The sequence below is a fragment of the Nocardia sp. GTS18 genome, from assembly GCF_013839555.1.
In the GTDB taxonomy this organism is placed as follows: Bacteria; Actinomycetota; Actinomycetes; order Mycobacteriales; family Mycobacteriaceae; genus Nocardia; species Nocardia rosealba.
On record NZ_JACBIU010000019.1, the window covers coordinates 16,345 to 34,107 of the forward strand.

Consider the following 17,763-nt stretch of genomic DNA (forward strand, 5'->3'; position numbering starts at 1 on the left):
GGTCAGCACAGGCGGGGCAGCTCGGCGCCCCGCAGTGGTTGCAGTGTCGATTCGCGTCCGGCGGTGTCGCGCAGCACGACCGCAGCGCCGTCCCGGCCGGTCACCTCGCCGATCACCGTGGCATGCCTGCCGTACTCGTGCCCGCGCAGCGCGGCCACGATGTCGGCGGCGGCGGCGGGATCGGCGAAGATCGCCAGGCAGCCCTCGTTGGCGCAGTTCAGCGGATTGATGCCGAGCATGTCCGCCGCCATCGCGGTCTCGTGCTGGATGGGCAGCGACTGCTCATCGATGGTGATGGCCTTGCCCATGCGGCCCGCGTACTCGTGCAGCACCGCCGAGAGCCCACCGCGCGTCACGTCCCGCATCGACCGCACCGCCTCGCGCGGCACCGCCGCGAAGACGCTGTCGATCATCAGGTTGAGCGGCGCGCAGTCGCTGAGCACCCGGCTCTCGAAGCCGAGACCCTCCCGGATGGAGAGCAGGTGCACCGTGTGATTGCCGATCGGGCCCGACAGGATCACCGCGTCGCCGGGGCGGACCGCGTCCATCCGCAGTGGTTCGCGCAGGAAGAACCCGACACCACTGGTGTTGAGGTACAGCTGGTCGGCCTCGCCCGTTCGCACGACCTTGGTGTCGCCGCACACGATCTGCACCCGCGCCTCGCGCGCGGTCTCGCGCACCGACGTGAGCACGCGCTCGAGCCGGTCGAAGGACAATCCGGCCTCGAGGATGAGCCCGAGGGTGAGATAGCGCGGCACCGCACCCGAGACGGCCAGGTCGTTGACGGTGCCGCAGACCGCGATCTTGCCGATGTCGCCGTTGCCGAAGAACGGCGGGTCCACCACGAAACTGTCGGTGGTCATCGCGATCCGGTCGCCCTCCACGGGCAGGACCGCACTGTCCTCCATCTCCCCCACGTAGACGTCGCCGAGGGTGCGGGCGATGAAGTCGACCAGCTCGCCCGAGAGCACCGCGCCGGTGCCGTGGTCGAGCTGGATGTGCTGCGTGGCCACGGTCATGGTGTCTTGGTCTCCTTGCGCGGGATGCCGCCGGTGGTGTCGATGAGCCGCAGGATCTCGGCGGAGTCGGCGACGGTGGCGCAGTAGCTCTCCAGCCAATCCAGCGCCCGCACCCGGTCGGCCTCCTGCGCCGAGAACACGCAGTCACCGGGCACCGCGACGATGTAGCCGCGGAAGAAGGCGTCGGCGGCGGTGGTCTGGATACAGATCTGGGTCTGCAAGCCGATGAGCACCAGAGCTTCCACGCCGGCAGCCTGGAGCCGGTCGTGCAGGTCGGTTTCGTAGAAACCGCTGTCCTTGCTGCGTTCCTGGATCACGTCGTCGGGGTCGACGAATTCCCGGATCACCTCGGCGCCGGGAGTTCCGCGCAGGGCAGGTACTCGACCGTCGTAACGCTCGGCCAGCGGGTCGTCGGGCTGATTGAGGAGTTGCAGGTGATACACCGTGCAACCTCGTTTGCGCATTTCGGTCAGAAATTCGTTCACGCGGGGTGTCGCGGCCGCGATAGCGGCTTCCCGATCGGGATTCTTCCCGACGATGTCGTATTGCAATCCACTGGTGACAACGGCGATTTTGGACATGCCGATCCTTAGGTCCGTAAGAATGGGAAACAGGTCGGAAATTCAGGCCGAACGGGCGTCCGGCGAATTACCGTACGCATTATCGGAAGCGGCTTGCAGGGCCTGGGCGATATTCGCCCAATTGGCCGCGCATTGATTGGCGAGTTCGATCACATGGTAGGAGGAATGGGGTCGCACGAATTCGACGATCTTCTCGGCGTCACCCGCGTTCACCGCGTGCTGATGCAGCCACCGCAGCAATTCGCGCCCGCCGACGCTCATCCGTAGCGCCGGGTCGCGGGAGAGCACGGCGAGCAGGGCGTCGAGGTCCACCTGCTTCTTGTGCGGTGTCGGCGTCAGGCGGTCGTTCTCCGCCGGTCCGCCGGGCGCCGGGGTCCTGGCGTCGTCGGGCTGGACGAGCGGGCCCATGCCGCTTTCCAGCCGGGCCCGGACGTCGCGGACGGTGGACGGCGAGAGGCCGACTTCGCGTGCGATGGAACGCAGCGAGGCATCGGGGCGGGCCAGCAGGAGTTCGGCGGCCGTTTTGCGCGCCGAATTCGTGTCGACCGGCCGGAGCCTGCCGTCACTGCCGAGCCGATGACTCGCTTGCGACGTATCGCCGGTACCGCTTCTGATCGAGGCCACGGTTTTCGCGGAGAGCCCCGCAGCGGTGGCGATCGACCGATTCGACCAGTGCGGATGGGAAAGGATGATGCGTTCCGCCGCAGCTCGGCGATCGGCCAGCGACAACGGCAGGCCGTGCCGCACATTCTCTTGTACCCCGAGAATGAACGCCAATTCTTCGGAACCTTCGACCATATACGCGTCGATGTGCGTGAGGCCTTTGCGTAGCGCCGCGCTCGTCCGGTGAAATCCGTCGATGATCCTATTCGTCGGACGATGGACGAGAATGGGCGGCAAAGGCCATTCCGCCTCGACCAGCCGCTCGATATGAGCGGGGTCCTCCCCCTCGAATCTGGGGGAGCCCGCCATGACGAGCGAGGCAATTTCCACAGACTGTTTTACCCGGTTGGATTTCAGCGGGCGATTCACCTATCAAGCCCCCCAGTCTTTCAAGCTGTGCATCGATATCAAGATCAAGAGCCGCGTAAAAAAATATCGCAGTGAGCCAATTCGGGCAAGTGTTCGATCCGAGACCCTCGCCCGGGTCGCCGCGCCGGTCAGGGGCGTGCGGCGCCCTGCCCGACCGGCCGGTAACGAACCGACCTGACGGTGTCCAACTGGTGAAACCCACAGTTGGACAAGCATGTTCATGCCCCGAAGTCACGATCCGCCCAGCCGGCGCGCCGAGAATAGAATGGTCTATGCAACTCACAGCCGTGAGCCCGCTCAGGTGAGAATGTGAATTCGCTGGGAATTATTTCCACGGACCGAACAAACTGGACGATAGATTAATTCCATCTTGTTTCACATCGCCGCCGAGCATCGGGCCCCGGTGGACGAGCCCCGGCTGTCGCACCCGCCGCCGCGCAAGCCCCATCGACACGCGGCCCCGCCCGCGGCGATCCCGGAACAGGCCGCAACGGCCAGGCGCCAAATCAACCCCTGAACTGCAACGTTAGGATGATCCTCAGCTCCGGGAAGACATCGAAGCTACCCACCGGTAACATAGAATCCCTACCCCTACTGGCGGGTAACTTGGACCGTACTATGATGCGACCTGGGACGAGCGGCACCGCGTCGCTTCGTGAACGAAAGGCCACAGCATGAGCCCCATATCTTTGACGTTGGGCATCATCTCCATTCTGGTCGGTGTCCCCGCGTGGATCGGGTTCGGCCTCGCCATCCGGAAGATGGCTCGGACGATCATGCTCGGGCAGCCCGCCCCCGACCGGTTCACTCCGTTCGTGCCGCGGTTCGCCACCATGATCAAGGAGTTCGCCGCGCACACGCGCATGGTGAAGTTCCGGACCGTAGGCTGGGCGCACTGGCTCGTCATGGTCGGCTTCATGCTCGGCTTCGTCACGGTCTTCCAGGCGCAGGGGCAGATCTTCAGCCCCACGTTCACCTGGCCGCTGGTCGGTAACACCTTCGTCTACCACCTGCTCGACGAACTGCTCGCCCTCGGCACCATCATCGGTGCGATCGTGCTGATCGTCATCCGTCAGCTGAACCACCCCCGCGTGCCCGCACGGCAGTCGCGCTTCTCCGGCTCCAACTTCTTCGCCGCCTACTTCGTCGAGCTCATCGTGCTCGTCGAGGGCATCAGCATGCTCGGCGCGAAGTCCCTCGTCCTGGCCTACACCGGCGAATCCCACGCCAGCAGCGACTTCGTCAGCATGCACATCGCCTCGGTGCTGCCCGCCAGCGCGGAAGCGGTGTCGGTTTTCGCCTTCTTCAAGCTGATGGCCGCGCTGGTCTGGGTCGTCGTCGTGAGCCGCAACGTCAACTGGGGCGTCGCCTGGCACCGTTTCGCCGCGTTCCCCAACATCTACTTCAAGCGTGAGGCCGACGGCGGCGTCGCCCTCGGCGCCGCCAAGCCGATGATGTCGGACGGCAAGGTCCTGACCATCGAGAACGTCGACCCCGACACCGACATCCTCGGCGCGGGCAAGATGGAGGACTTCTCCTGGAAGGGCTGGCTGGACTTCACCACCTGCACCGAGTGTGGCCGCTGCCAGTCGCAGTGCCCCGCCTGGAACACCGGTAAGCCGCTCTCGCCCAAGCTGCTCATCATGTCGCTGCGCGACCACGGTTACGCCAAGGCGCCCTACCTGCTGGCCGGCGGCCGCAAGGACATGGGCGGCGACGAGATCGGTCTGGTCGACGCCGACGGCAAGCCCGACGAGGCCAAGCTCGCCGCGATCGCCGAGGAAGCCCGCACCGAGGCCGAGCGCCCGCTCGTCGGCGGCGAGGACGTGCACGGTGTGATCGACCCCGAGGTGCTGTGGAGCTGCACCACCTGTGGTGCCTGCGTGGAGCAGTGCCCTGTCGACATCGAGCACGTCGACCACATCATCGACATGCGCCGCTACCAGGTGCTGATCGAGTCGGAGTTCCCCTCCGAGCTGGCCGGCCTGTTCAAGAACCTGGAGAACAAGGGCAACCCGTGGGGTCAGAACTCCAAGGACCGCCTGAACTGGATCAAGGAAGTCGACTTCGACATCCCGGTCTTCGGTAAGGACGCCGACAGCTTCGACGGCTACGAGTACCTGTTCTGGGTCGGTTGCGCCGGCGCCTACGAGGACCGCGCCAAGAAGACCACCAAGGCCGTCGCCGAGCTCCTCGCCACCGCGGGCACCAAGTTCATGGTGCTCGGCGCCGAGGAGACCTGCACCGGTGACTCGGCTCGCCGCGCGGGCAACGAGTTCCTGTTCCAGCAGCTCGCGATGCAGAACATCGAGGTCATCAACTCGGTGTTCGAGGGTGTCGAGCAGTCCAAGAAGAAGATCGTCGTCACCTGTGCGCACTGCTTCAACGCGCTCAACAACGAGTACCCGCAGGTCGGTGGCACCTACGAGGTCGTGCACCACACCCAGCTGCTGAACCGCCTGGTGCGGCAGAAGAAGCTGGTTCCGGTGGCCACGGTGTCGCAGAACATCACCTACCACGACCCCTGCTACCTCGGTCGCCACAACAAGATCTACAACGCGCCGCGTGAGCTGATGGAAGCCTCCGGTTCGACCCTGGTCGAGATGCCGCGCCACGGCGAACGTTCCATGTGCTGTGGTGCCGGTGGCGCCCGCATGTGGATGGAGGAGCAGCTCGGTAAGCGCATCAACGTCGACCGTGTCGACGAGGCGCTGTCCACCAACCCGACCAAGATCGCCACGGGTTGCCCGTTCTGCCGCGTCATGCTCAACGACGGCGTCACCGCGCGTCAGGAGCAGGGCCAGGGCGAGGGCGTCGAGGTGGTCGACGTGTCGCAGCTGATGCTCGACTCGATCACCCGCATCGACGCCGCCGAGCTGTCGGCCAACCTGCTCGTCGTCCAGGAGCCGAAGGCCGAACCCGAGCCGGAGCCCGAAGCCGAGCCGGAGCCGGTCGCCGAGGCTCCCGCCGAAGCAGCCCCCAAGGCCGCACCGGCTGGTGGCGGACTCGGCATGAAGGGCGCTGCCAAGGCGCCCGGTGGTGGCCTGGGTATGAAGGGTGCCGCGAAGGCTCCCGGTGGCGGTCTCGGCATGAAGGGTGCCGCCAAGGCGCCCGGCGCGAAGGCCCCTGCCGCCGAAGCGGAGTCGGCCCCGGCCGCGCCCGCCAAGGGTCTCGGTATGAAGGGCGGGGCGAAGGCGCCCGGTGGCGGACTCGGTATGAAGGGCGGCGCGAAGGCGCCGGGTGCGAAGGCGCCCGCTGCCGAAGCTCCGGCCGCCGAATCGGCCCCCGAGACCACCGCTCCCCCGGTCAAGGGTCTCGGCATGAAGGGTGGCGCCAAGGCACCCGGTGGCGGACTCGGCATGAAGGGCGGCGCGAAGGCGCCCGGCGCCAAGGCTCCTGCCGCCCCGGCCGCCGATACGGCTGCTGATGCGGCTCCGGCTGCGGAAGCTCCCGCCGAAGCTGCTGCCACGGAGACCAAGCCCACGGTCGCCGCCAAGGGCCTCGCGATGAAGTCCGGCTTCAAGCGCCCCGGCCCGAAGGCCCCCGGCGCCCCGAAGCCCGCGGAATCGGCAGCGGCCCCCGCCGAACCGGAAGCCCCGGCTGAGCCCACCGCCCAGGAAGACACGGCCTCCGAACCCACACCTTCCAACGGCAACGGCACCCCACCGGTGGCCCCGCCGACCGCCAAGCCCGGCGGCCTCGGCTTCAAGTCCGGAGCAAAGGCTCCCGGCCGCAAGAACTGACAACTGAACACCCAGTGAGGCGCGGATTCCAAGAATCCGCGCCTCACTGCTGTTTATGAAGACACTGCCAGGCTCCTGATATCCGCAGACCGATCCGTTCGTTGCAGCGTTCGCGCCGAATACCCGATCTCGAGGGCGGTGAGATGGCATGCGGCGGCAAGTGCTCCCGGCGTGCTTGTGGCAGCGTGGAAATCCGCTGCGGCTGCGGGGTCCCGGAGGACCCGGCTGTCGACCAGTTGAGTCAGCAGTCGGCGAACCAGGCCTTGACGTAGCCAGCGGATTGGTAGACGTAGTCCCAGGCCCAGCGGGCGGGTGAGAGGTGGGGTTGTGGGTCGACGAAGAGGAGTTCGCCGGGCCAGCATTCGCCGAGGATGTAGCGGGCGCGGGAGATGTGGGGTGTGAAGGTGACGACGATGACGCGATCCCAGTCGGCACCGAGACGGGCGAGGGCGCGGCCTTCGCCGAGTGTGGTCCGCGGACTCGGATCGAAACAGATCACCTCGAACGAGTAACCCCCGTGGCAGATCCGATTCACCATCGCACTGCCCTCATACGGATCCGATATCAACACCCGCGGCGCGAATCCCTCTGCGGCCAACCGCAACCCGACCTCTTCACGCCCGTCATGCGCCCCACCGAGCACGAGAATCGCATCCGCACGCCGCGGCTCATCCGTCTGCGGCCGCCCGTACACCGGCCACAGCACCACCCCGAACAACACCACGGCGACCACACAACCCACCACCACTTTGCGGCGCATCCGCCGATGGTAGGCCCCCATCCGGTCACCGAGCCCGGCTGACCCCGCCTCGAGCAACATCGACCGAGCACCCACCCGACCGAGGCAACACCACTGGCCGAGCGGCCGGATCCCGGATAGGTTGTGCCACAGGATCAAACATCGTGCTGAACAACAGCATTGGTGACACCGGGGGGGGGGGAATCCGTGGGAACAGAGCTGCGCGGCATACAAAACCGCGAAGCAACACCAGCCGCGATCGAAGAGCTTGCGGCACAACACAACCTGGGTGCGCTGCGTGAGGTCTTCGGCCCGTATCAACGCTGGGTATTCACCCGCCTGAACAACGCCCGCCTCTACGTCTACGAGGACGGTCTGGCCTTCACCGGCGACCACCCACCCACCGCCTTCGCCTGGCGCTCGACCTCGGTCTGGAACTACAACCGCTCCATCAACGGCGGTCTCACCGACAGCAGATGGGTGCTCGTCGGAGACGACCGCCGCGCGTTCGCGATCGGCCGCGGCGCCCACGTCACCACCCCGCGCTTCGAGGGTCGACGCGTCACCGATATCCAGCGCGGCGCCCCGTTCGTCTTCGAAGGCGTGTGGGGACCCGAGGTGCAGGCAGGCATCGCCCGCACCCAGCTCCCCGATGCCTGGTCCGACCTACAGCGCGGCAAGACGCTGGACTTCCACAAGATCGCGATCAGCGCCACCGAGCTGCACGTGGGCTCGAAGTCACGGGCCTGGTCCGACCTTGTGAAAGCGACCGCGGCCGACGGCATGCTCTGGTGCTACACCCGCTCTCGAAAGTCCATCCCCCTGATCGGACTGGACGAGATCCGCAACCTCGGCTTGGTCATGACCCTCATCAAGCTCCTGGCCGAGCACCACAAACCGAGCTAGCCACTGCTCGATGCACGCCCACGAACCGAACCATGCACACAGCAGCGACATATCACCGCAGGTAGAAGCCCCATACAACGGCGGGACGAACTCACGTTCCCCCCTGTACACCAGATGTTGCGCCCGCCCTTGCCTCGCTGACGCGGCGTAGCCACGCGCGCCGCTTACCAACGAGAGTATGCGATGCACAGTCTTCGGAACGGGGTACCTGGGGGCCACGCACGCAGCGTGTATGGCCGAGCTGGGGCACGATGTGGTCGGGGTCGATGTCGATCCCGGCAAGGTGGCCAAACTGGCCGACGGGGTGGTGCCGTTCTACGAACCGGGGCTCGACGAGGTGCTGCAGCGCAACCTCGCGGCGGGCAGGCTGCGGTTCACCACCGACTACGAGGACGCGGCCGCGCACGCCGATGTCCACTTCCTCGGTGTCGGCACACCGCAGAAGAAGGGCGAGTACGGTGCCGACCTGAAGTACGTGCACGCCGTGGTCGACACCCTCGTCCCGATGCTGGAACGTCCGGCGATGATCGTCGGCAAGTCGACCGTCCCGGTGGGAACCGCTGCGGCCCTCGGCATCCGGGCTCGCGCACTCACCGACGTCGACGTGGAGGTGGCCTGGAACCCCGAGTTCCTGCGTGAGGGCTTCGCAGTGCAGGACACCTTGCGTCCCGACCGCCTCGTCCTCGGCCTCGACCGCACCCGCGAGCGCGCAGATTGGGTCGAACAACACATTCGCGACATCTACGCCGATCTCATCGATGCCGAAATCCCTTTCCTGCTCACCGATTTAGCCACCGCGGAATTGGTGAAAGTTTCGGCGAATGCCTTTCTGGCCACAAAGATTTCGTTCATCAACGCCGTTTCCGAAGTCTGTGAGGCAACGGGCGCCGATGTCACGATGCTCGCCGATGCGCTCGGCTACGACGCACGCATCGGCCGTCGATTCCTCAATGCCGGACTGGGTTTCGGCGGCGGCTGCTTACCGAAGGACATTCGCGCTTTCATGGCCCGCTCGGGCGAACTCGGCGCCGATCATGCGGTCGCATTCTTGCGCGAGGTCGACAACATCAATATGCGGCGCCGCACCAAAGTGGTCGACATGGCCGCCCGCGCCTGCGGCGGCTCCCTGCTCGGCGCGAACGTCGCCGTCCTCGGCGCGGCGTTCAAGCCGGAGTCCGATGACGTGCGCGATTCGCCCGCGCTCAACGTGGCCGGGATGATCCAGCTGCACGGCGCCGTGGTCACCGTGTACGACCCGAAAGCGGTGGAGAATTCGCGTCGCGTCTTCCCCACTCTGAACTACGCGACATCCGTCGCCGAGGCGTGTGATCGCGCCGATGTAGTTCTGGTCCTTACCGAATGGAATGAATTCACGGATTTGACGCCCGCCGATCTGGAACCGGTGGTACGTTCCCGCTCGATCATCGATGGTCGCAATTGTCTGGATCGTCACGCCTGGCGTGATGCCGGGTGGGTGTACGCCGGACTCGGCACCCCGTAGAGTTACGGCGGGCGGGGGCTGGCAGGTTGTGCAGGCTCCGCATGTCGTGCAACGAGATGGGCAGCTGATGAGTGCGGTTTTGGGAGTTTCCGTCGGAGCGGCGACGGTGCGCCTGGCGCGCCCGCAGCCCGGTGGCGCACCGAATTCCTTTCAGGTGCATACCCTTCCGGTCCCCGAACAACACGCGGAAGAATCGGCGGCCGACGCGATCGCCGCCACCCTCGCCGCGGGCCCCGAGGTCGCGGCGACCACTGTCACCTTCCGCAGCGAACCGCAGGCTCGTGCCATCCGCGCCGCCATGGCCCGCAGGCAACTCACCAACTACCAGCTGATTCCCGAAGCCGTTGCCGCCGTGCATTTCGCGCACGCCACCGCCGACCTGCGTGAAGTTTCCACGCTCGCCGTCTACGACCTGGGCAGTTCTGGTCTCACGGTGAGCGTGGTCGACGCGCGAACCAGCGATGTGCGCCAGTGTGAACGCATCAGCGACATCAGCGGCGACTACCTCGATTCGCTGATCCGCGAGCAGCAGATCGCGTCGGGCCGCATCGCCCACCCCGCCGATCCGGCCGGCCTGGCCGCGCTCGACGCGTTGTGCCGGGCGGCCAAGGAGCAGCTGTCGAGCAGCAATGCGGTGGCGTTGCCGAGTGAGCAGGGGCTGGTGCTGCTCACCCAGGAGAACTTCGAAGCGCTGATGATGCTGGCGATCGAGTCGTCGGCGCGGATGACCCGCGATGTCATCATCCGGGCCCAGCATCCGGTGCAGGCGGTGCTGGTGATCGGTGGCGGGGCCCGGATCCCGCTGATCGCGCGGGTGCTCGAGCGCACGATCGGGGTGCCGGTGATCGTCCCGCTCGAGCCGGAGACCGCGTTGGCGCGCGGTGCCGCGTTGCTGGCCAGGCCCGCGCAGGTCGCACAGGCGCCGGTCGCGGCGCCGATCGCACCCATCGAGCAGCTCGACGAGGTGACGCCCGCCTGGCTCACCGCCCCGACCCGTGGCAGGCGCCCGCTCGCCGCCCTGACCGGTCGCGGGCACAATCGCCGGGAGTTGAACGGCGCGGTGCTCACGGTCAGTTCGCTGGCGGTGGTCGCGGCGATCGGTATCGGCCTCGGCTACGGCCCCGAAGTGCTCGAGAGCGGTAATTCCAGCGACGGTTCGCAGGCAGTACCGGCCAGTTCGACGCCGCGCCCGACCGTACCGACCACGGCGCCGCCGTCTACCACCGAAGCGGTGCACGGCACAGTGGCGGCTCCGCCCGTCCAGCTTCCGCCGAATTCCCCGACGGAGGAACCGGCACCGACGCAGGGCCCCAACACCTTCACCGTGGTGCCGGGCCTGCCGCCGATCATCGTGCCGACGTTGCCGCCGGTGGTGCTGCCCGGTATGCCGCCGCCCGGGCGGTAGTTCAGTTCCTGGCGTGCCGGGCGCGTGGCGGCGCGACGGTCGCCTTCTGCCCCCCGAAGGGCCGGGCGAGCAGCACCGCGATGCCGGTGGTCAACGGGACCGACAGGGCGAGGGCGATACCGCCGACCGCGGATCGGGTGATCTCGATGGCGACGGCGTCACCGGTGAGCACGTCGGTGATGGATCGCCCTGCCACGCTGAACAACAGCAGCAGCGGTAGCGCGCCACCGGCGTAGGCGAGCACGAGGGTGTAGACGGTGCTGGCGATGTGGTCGCGTCCCACGCGCATGGCGGCGGTGAAGATCTCGCGTCGCGAGGCCCCTTCGTCGAGGGCGGCGAGTTCGAAGGCGGCCGAGGCCTGGGTGATGGTGACGTCGTTGAGCACGCCGAGCGAGCCGATGATGAATCCCGCGAGCAGCAGCCCGGTGATGCTGACGTGCTGGATGTAGGTGGCCACATTGGTGTTCTGTTCTTCGGACAACCCGGTGAGGTGGGTGACCTTCAACGTCAGCCACGACAACCCCGCCGCCACGAGCATCGATGCCAGCGTGCCGAGCAGGGCCGAACTGGTCCGCAGATTCAGTCCGTGCGCGAGGTAGAGCACCACGTAGAGGATCAGCGCTCCCGACACGAGCGCGACCGGGATCGCCGGTTTTCCGTCGAGCAGCGCGGGCAGCAGGAAGATCACCACGACGCCGAAGGCGAAACACAAACCGACGAGCGCCCGGAAGCCACGCCACCGCGCGACGATGCAGATCACCGCGACGAACGCGATCACGATCAATGTCAGCGGCAACCCGCGGGAGTAGTCCTCGAACCCGTAGATGGTCCCGCCGCTCGGGTCGGCGGCCCGCACGATCCGGATCTCGTCGCCCACCCGTAGATCGGGTTGTCCCGGCCCCGGCGCGATTTCGAACAGCGTCTTCTTACCTTTGTCGGGCCCCGACCGGATGTCGATGATGCTGCGCTGACACGAGTACCCCACCTGCGGCTGCACCGGCTTGTCGGGAAACGCCTTCCCGTGCGAGGGACTCCCACACAGCCCCACCTCCTGCATGACGACAGTCCCCGCCTCGGTCTGCACCGCCCCACCACTGACGGTCCCCATCGGCGCGGGAATATCGATCTCGGGCTTACTCGGCCACAACAGCGCGGTAGCAATCAACACCGCCACCCCGATAACCGCCAACAGCCCGACAACAACCTTGGCCGCGGTAGCCCCGATAGCGATGGGCCCCGAATGATCGTGGTGATGATGGTGATGATGATCGCTCACCCGGAGAAGCTTAAGGGAACCCGTTTTCAAGAACGACTCACGCAGCCGAAGAACGCAACCCCAGATCTCGCAAGAACATGGGTAACTCACCGGGCACGGGCTACCAGCCCCAACAACGCAAGTCTGGCCGCCAACGCAAAGAACCCCGCGCGTGAATCCGGCCAAAATTCGCGGAGAGGCGGAAAGGTACAGGGCGGCGGAGAGCAGGGGGTTGTCTCCGCCGCCCGTCAGGCAGGCGCCCAGGGGGGTAGGCGCTCGTACCTAGGGCTCTCGGTCGTCCAGGGGGGGTAGACGACCGGGCCGGGGCGCCGAAGCGCCGATGCCCACTGTACACAAAACTTGGACTTTTGCGCTAGTGCATCTTCAAAATCCCGAGATTTCCCAACCCCGAGTTGGTTTCAGCCGGTCTAACCCTATGCCGTCCCCGTCAAGGCCCCTGACACTGTGACACTCACTGTCGGTAACTGGACAAGAAGTTACCGAACCTTTCGATCGCCACGGCCAAGTCCCGTGCCCACGGCAATGTCACGATCCGCAGGTGATCGGTGGCGGGCCAGTTGAAGCCCGTGCCCTGCACCATGAGGATCTTCTCTTGTAACAACAGATCGAGCACAAGCTTCCCGTCGTCGTGGATCTCGTGCACATTCGGATCCAGACGGGGGAAGGCATACAGCGCGCCACGCGGCTTCACACACGACACGCCGGGGATCATGTTCAGCCGCTCCCACGCCACATCGCGCTGCTCGAGCAACCGCCCGCCGGGCAGGATCAGGTCCTCGATGCTCTGATGGCCGCCGAGCGCTACCTGAATGGCGTGCTGAGCGGGCACATTCGGGCACAGCCGGGACGAGGCGAGCAGATCGATCCCCTCGAGGAACCCGGCCGCGTGGTCCTTGGGCCCGGTGATCGCGAGCCAGCCCGAGCGGTACCCGGCCACCCGATAAGCCTTGGACAGGCCGTTGAACGTCAGGCACAGCAGGTCCGGGGCCAGCGAGGCCAGCGAGATGTGCTTGGCGTCGTCGTAGAGGATCTTGTCGTAGATCTCGTCGGCGAGCAGCAGCAACCGATGCTTGCGCGCCAGGTCGACGATCTGCTGCAGCACCTCCGCCGAGTACACCGCGCCCGTCGGGTTGTTCGGGTTGATCACCAGCAGCGCCTTGGTGCGGTCGGTGATCTTCGATTCGATATCGGCGATATCGGGCTGCCAGCCGTTCTCCTCGTCGCACAGGTAGTGCACCGGGGTGCCGCCGGCGAGGCTGGTCATGGCCGTCCACAGCGGGTAGTCCGGCGCCGGGATCAGCACCTCGTCGCCGTTGTCGAGCAGCGCCTGCATGGTGACGGTGATCAGCTCCGACACGCCGTTGCCCAGGTAGACGTCGTCCACGTCGAGCTCGGGGAAGCCCGGCACCAGCTCGTAGCGGGTGACGATCGCGCGTCGCGCCGACAGGATCCCCTTGGACTCGGAGTACCCCTGCGCGTACGGCAGCGCCGCGATCATGTCGCGCATGATCACATCGGGCGCCTCGAACCCGAACGGGGCCGGGTTGCCGATGTTGAGCTTGAGGATGCGATGGCCCTCGGCCTCCAGGCGTGCTGCCTGCGCGTGTACCGGCCCACGGATCTCGTAGACCACGTCCTGCAGTTTCTTCGACTGCTCGAGGACGCGCGGGGCGACATGCGGATGCTGTGGACTCACCCACCCCATGTTAGGGATGGTTGCCGACAACATTCACAGCCGGGGTTTGCCCGCCTGAGCCGCCGTTTCCAGGCAGAACTCCTCGATGCGCTCGTCGAGCCCGCGCGCTTCGACCGCATTGCGGTAGTTCGGGGCGGCGATCCGGCGGCGCAGACCGACCAGCCGTTCGCCCAGCTGAGCGATGCGCCGGTCCTCCGGGAGGCCGAGCACCGGACGCAGGGCGTCGGCCGCGCCGTCGATACTCCCGTTGATGAGGTGCGCGGCTGCGTTGTCGACGCGCGCCAGCGACTCGGCACCGTAGGAGCGCTGCAGCGGCGGCCCGCTCGAGTACAGCGCGATCGCGCGTTCGGTGGCCGTGAGCGCCTGCTCGGCGCGACCGAGCTGGATGCAGGTGGCGCCCGCGTAATAGGCGGCCTTGGCCGTCGGGAAGCCGAACACCCCGCCGATCTCGTCGTGCAGCTCCTCGCGCCGGTCCGGATCGACCGACTCGGCCGCGCGCAGGCATCGGTCGGTCTCGGAGTCGTTGCCCAGCCTCGCCCACACCCGTGCCTCGATATTGAGCAACCGCACGCGCGCCAGCCCGCCGGGTGCGAATTCCTGTCCGCCACGGGCTAATTGGACAGCGTTGCGGGGACGATCCGACCAGTTCTCGATCAGCGCGTGCATGCCGCGCGTCCACGCGCGTAACCCGTTGTGCCCGCTGAGTTCGGCGTAAGCCCAAGCGGCCCTGATCTGTTCGCCCGCGGCATCGAGATAGCCGAGGTCGGTGCTCGCGTTGGCGAGCAAGCCGGACAGGGTGCCCGCCAGCAAATACAGGTGCGAGGTGTCCACCGGCTTCTGCTGTCCGTCGAGCAGTCGGTACACCCGCCGCCGCACCCGCAACATCTCCACCATCATGGGAGCCGGTGCGGCATAGACGTATTCGGTGGCGATCCTTCGCACGTCGGCATCGAGCTGGGCCAACGTGGTCGGTCCGACATTGGTGCTCTCCGCGGCGGCCGCGTGTTCGCTGGCCTCGTGCGCAGCCGCCATGATCAACTCCCTCTCCGACATCAACTCGGGCACAGCGCTTTTGCTTACCCCCGCGTCGACGAAGGCGAGCAGGTCGGTCTCGCCCGCCGGGGCGAGCAGCGCCGTGAATCTGGCGCGGACCACCTCGTCGGAGCGGGCCAGCGACGTATCGAGTGCCGCCTGGTTCACCGGCCGCGGCTTCACCCGCGCCCCACCGGCTTCCCATTTCGACACCAGCCGTTCGTGCACGCCCAGATGAGCCGCGAACTCCCGGATGCTCATTCGTTTGGCATCGCGAAGAGCTCTGGCCTCTCTACCCGTCCACTCCCCGACCACGACGTCACCTCATCCGATGGACAACACCTTCCAGAGTACGAGCGCGACAGTGAGACACACCACATGTTCGCCGAATCGGTTGCCTGAGGCAGCGAAAGGGCGGTGCGGGGCAGTGGTCACCGACCGCCGTGAGGGGTGATCCTGAAGGGGTGGAAGCCAGGACTGTCGATGACTGGGTGCGTTGCTACCAGCGCGAATTCGGGCTGCCCGTGCGCGAGCGTGGTGGCTTCGTGATGTTGCCGATCACCGATCGGTTGTGTGTGGTCCATCTGCCGACCGCGCGTGCCGAGAAGGTGTTCGCGGTGCTACACGAGCAACGAACGGAAGGCCCGGTGCTCGCCCGTCAGATCCGCTGGAGCGTGCTCGCCACACCCGATGCCAGACCCACCGACGATCTCGCCGCCGAACTGTCGGGCCTCGATATCGACGTACCAGGCATCGGCAGCGCCGTGATGCTGCCGACCAGCCTCGGCCGCTGGAGCCGCGAGGGCTGCCACTGGGTGCGCCCGCCGTGCCCCGGCGACGTGTTCCCCCCGCTCACGAAGGTGCTGCGGATCGCTCTGGAAGTCGGTCCTCAGCGTGTCTCGACCGCGTTGAGCGAATCGGGCGACAGGGGAAAATTCAGGTACGACCGCGACGGCGTCGGCCCCCGCTGACCCTGATACTTCGACCCGGCCGCCGCACTCCCGTACGGATGCTCGGCCGGGCTCGTCAACCGGATCAGGCACAACTGCCCGATCTTCATCCCCGGCCACAGGGTGATCGGCAGATTCGCCACATTCGACAGCTCGAGCGTGATGTGCCCGCTGAACCCCGGGTCGATGAACCCCGCCGTCGAATGCGTGAGCAACCCGAGCCTGCCCAGACTCGACTTGCCCTCCAACCGCCCGGCCAGGTCGTCGGGCAAAGTGCACATCTCCAGTGTCGACCCGAGCACGAACTCTCCCGGATGCAGCACGAACGGCTCCCCCGGCTTCGGCTCGACCAGACTGGTCAGCTCGTCCTGCTGCTGGGCCGGATCGATATGGGTGTACCGGCTGTTGTCGAACACCCGGAACAGGCCGTCGAGCCGAACATCGATACTCGACGGCTGAACCATCGACTCGAGCATCGGCTCGACCCCGAGCCGCCCAGCGGCGATCTCGGCGCGAATGTCACGATCGGAGAGCAGCACCGGCCCAGTTTAAGCAGGTGACGCCCCCACCACCCGACCGAGCCCCCGAAGACTTGCATCCCCGCACGCCAGTTCTGATAGAGTCGCGATCGCACAACTGCCGATGTAGTTCAATGGTAGAACTCCTGCTTCCCAAGCAGGTAGCGCGGGTTCGATTCCCGTCATCGGCTCAAAGACAAAACCCCCAGGTCATCCTGGGGGTTTTGTTGTTTCTGTCGGTCTGGCCGAGGTGGTCCCAAGGGGCCGCCGTGCCACACACGTGCCACTTAGGCACTGGAACGGCCGTCGCGGTAGTCCTTGGCCATCTGCGAAAGATCGCTGGCAATGCGACGTTCGGCGTCGTCAGTCGCCCGCTGGTAGATCAGCGCGGCCCGCATATCGTCGTGGCCCATCCGCGACATCAGATCCTTGGTCGACATCCCCGATTTCGAGGCCCACAGGTTCCCGGCATGGCGCAAGTCGTGGATGTGGATGCCAGCGAGCCCGACCGACATGGTGGCCGTCTTCCAGTTCACGTTCTTGGTGAAGTTGGACCGTCGCAACGGATTCCCCCTCAGCCCGGTGAACACGTAGGCATCTGGCCGGTTGTCGACGTACTTCTCGAGGTGAGCCAGGATGTCGGGCCGGATCGCTTCTGGAACCGTCAGCGTTCGAACACCTGCCCGCGACTTGGGGCGAGAAACCACCAGACCGAGCCCGGCGACCTCGACCATCGCCTTGCCGACTCGCACACTCTCCGCGCCGTCGGTGATGTCGGCCCGAGTCAGCGCAGATGCCTCACCCCATCGCAGCGACAGGAACGAGGTCAGCAGGATCACCACCCGATACCGCTCCGGCACGGCACCGGCGAGCGCGAACACCTGAGCCACTGACAACACCGGACGTTCTGGGCTGTCCTCCTTGTCGGCGCCCTTCACGCGGACCGGATTACGCGGAATGATCTTGTCCTCATCCACGGCGGTGTTCAACGCCGCTCGGACCAGCCGGTACGCCTTCGCCGTCGTGATCTCCGAGGCACCAACGTCGAGCCGTTCGGACCGCCATTGCCGAACCATCGGCGTGGTGAGCGTGCCGAGCTGGGTACCGCCCATTGCCGTCGACTTCACGTGCGCGCGCAGCAGCCAGCGGTACAGCGACAGGGTCTTGGGCCTCAGCCCGGGACGCTGGTCAATCCACCGTTCGACGTATTCGTGAACGGTGATCTTGCTCCGCTCCGGGTCGATCCAGTCACCTTGGATAATCTGTACCTCGGTCGTGGACAACCACCGCTCGGCCGCCTTCTTGGTCTCGAACGTCCTTGGTGCAGGACGCATTTGACCATCCGGGCCGCGGTAACGCGCCTGC

The 17,763-nt window shown here is 66.4% G+C and carries 14 protein-coding genes and 1 tRNA gene; 6 read left to right on the plus strand and 9 right to left on the minus strand.

The annotated features are described in order from the left end of the window. Positions 1-2: 2 nt before the first annotated feature. The 3 genes from hypE to HYG95_RS16340 are packed head-to-tail and all read right to left on the minus strand — an operon-like array spanning position 3 to position 2,632. Complete coding sequence (hypE, locus tag HYG95_RS16330) at positions 3-1,019, minus strand: hydrogenase expression/formation protein HypE (protein ID WP_181698777.1); 1,017 nt, start codon at positions 1,017-1,019, stop codon at positions 3-5. After that, a complete protein-coding gene (locus HYG95_RS16335) occupies positions 1,016-1,600 on the minus strand; it encodes a cysteine hydrolase (RefSeq protein WP_181698778.1) in 585 nt (194 codons plus the stop codon). Before HYG95_RS16335 ends, hypE begins: the two co-directional genes overlap by 4 nt. 42 nt (positions 1,601-1,642) lie before the next feature. Further along, on the minus strand, positions 1,643-2,632 hold the full coding sequence (locus HYG95_RS16340) for a ParB N-terminal domain-containing protein (protein WP_181698779.1): 990 nt from the start codon (positions 2,630-2,632) through the stop codon (positions 1,643-1,645). A 674-nt stretch (positions 2,633-3,306) separates the two neighbouring features. Here HYG95_RS16340 and HYG95_RS16345 point away from each other — a divergent pair. Then, positions 3,307-6,375: a (Fe-S)-binding protein gene (locus HYG95_RS16345; protein WP_181698780.1), complete on the plus strand. Its 3,069-nt coding sequence runs from the start codon at positions 3,307-3,309 to the stop codon at positions 6,373-6,375. Positions 6,376-6,616: 241 nt separating this feature from the next. On the opposite strand, the gene HYG95_RS16350 is transcribed toward HYG95_RS16345, so the two are convergent. After that, on the minus strand, positions 6,617-7,135 hold the full coding sequence (locus HYG95_RS16350; RefSeq protein WP_181698781.1) for a YdcF family protein: 519 nt from the start codon (positions 7,133-7,135) through the stop codon (positions 6,617-6,619). A gap of 186 nt (positions 7,136-7,321) precedes the next feature. Here HYG95_RS16350 and HYG95_RS16355 point away from each other — a divergent pair, with 186 nt between their 5' ends. From HYG95_RS16355 to HYG95_RS16365, 3 genes are all read left to right on the plus strand, one after another. Next, complete coding sequence (locus HYG95_RS16355; RefSeq protein ID WP_181698782.1) at positions 7,322-8,020, plus strand: hypothetical protein; 699 nt, start codon at positions 7,322-7,324, stop codon at positions 8,018-8,020. A 178-nt stretch (positions 8,021-8,198) separates the two neighbouring features. Beyond that, positions 8,199-9,521, plus strand: a complete 1,323-nt coding sequence (locus HYG95_RS16360) for a UDP-glucose/GDP-mannose dehydrogenase family protein (RefSeq protein WP_181698783.1) — start codon at positions 8,199-8,201, stop codon at positions 9,519-9,521. A gap of 67 nt (positions 9,522-9,588) precedes the next feature. Then, positions 9,589-10,926, plus strand: a complete 1,338-nt coding sequence (locus HYG95_RS16365) for an Hsp70 family protein (RefSeq protein WP_181698784.1) — start codon at positions 9,589-9,591, stop codon at positions 10,924-10,926. A 1-nt stretch (position 10,927) separates the two neighbouring features. Here HYG95_RS16365 and HYG95_RS16370 read toward each other — a convergent pair whose 3' ends face one another. From HYG95_RS16370 to HYG95_RS16380, 3 genes are all read right to left on the minus strand, one after another. Next, positions 10,928-12,202, minus strand: coding sequence for a YibE/F family protein (locus HYG95_RS16370; RefSeq protein WP_181698785.1), 1,275 nt, complete (start codon positions 12,200-12,202; stop codon positions 10,928-10,930). 451 nt (positions 12,203-12,653) lie between these two features. Beyond that, positions 12,654-13,907, minus strand: a complete 1,254-nt coding sequence (locus HYG95_RS16375; protein ID WP_067643759.1) for a pyridoxal phosphate-dependent aminotransferase — start codon at positions 13,905-13,907, stop codon at positions 12,654-12,656. Between the two features lie 24 nt (positions 13,908-13,931). Continuing rightward, entirely contained in the window at positions 13,932-15,191 is a 1,260-nt protein-coding gene (locus tag HYG95_RS16380) for an XRE family transcriptional regulator (protein ID WP_181698786.1), read from the minus strand. Between the two features lie 203 nt (positions 15,192-15,394). Here HYG95_RS16380 and HYG95_RS16385 point away from each other — a divergent pair, with 203 nt between their 5' ends. After that, positions 15,395-15,901, plus strand: coding sequence for a hypothetical protein (locus HYG95_RS16385; RefSeq protein WP_225281509.1), 507 nt, complete (start codon positions 15,395-15,397; stop codon positions 15,899-15,901). Here HYG95_RS16385 and dcd read toward each other — a convergent pair. Then, positions 15,820-16,419 carry a dCTP deaminase gene (gene dcd, locus HYG95_RS16390; RefSeq protein ID WP_067497111.1) on the minus strand — a complete coding sequence of 200 codons (600 nt, stop codon included), beginning with the start codon at positions 16,417-16,419 and terminating at the stop codon, positions 15,820-15,822. The genes HYG95_RS16385 and dcd overlap by 82 nt on opposite strands. Positions 16,420-16,518: 99 nt before the next feature. Here dcd and HYG95_RS16395 point away from each other — a divergent pair. Further along, positions 16,519-16,589, plus strand: a tRNA-Gly gene (locus tag HYG95_RS16395). A gap of 96 nt (positions 16,590-16,685) precedes the next feature. On the opposite strand, the gene HYG95_RS16400 is transcribed toward HYG95_RS16395, so the two are convergent. Further along, the gene (locus HYG95_RS16400) at positions 16,686-17,732 is read right to left on the minus strand and encodes a tyrosine-type recombinase/integrase (protein ID WP_255495419.1); all 1,047 of its coding nucleotides are present in this window, start codon (positions 17,730-17,732) and stop codon (positions 16,686-16,688) included. Between the last annotated feature and the right edge of the window lie 31 nt (positions 17,733-17,763).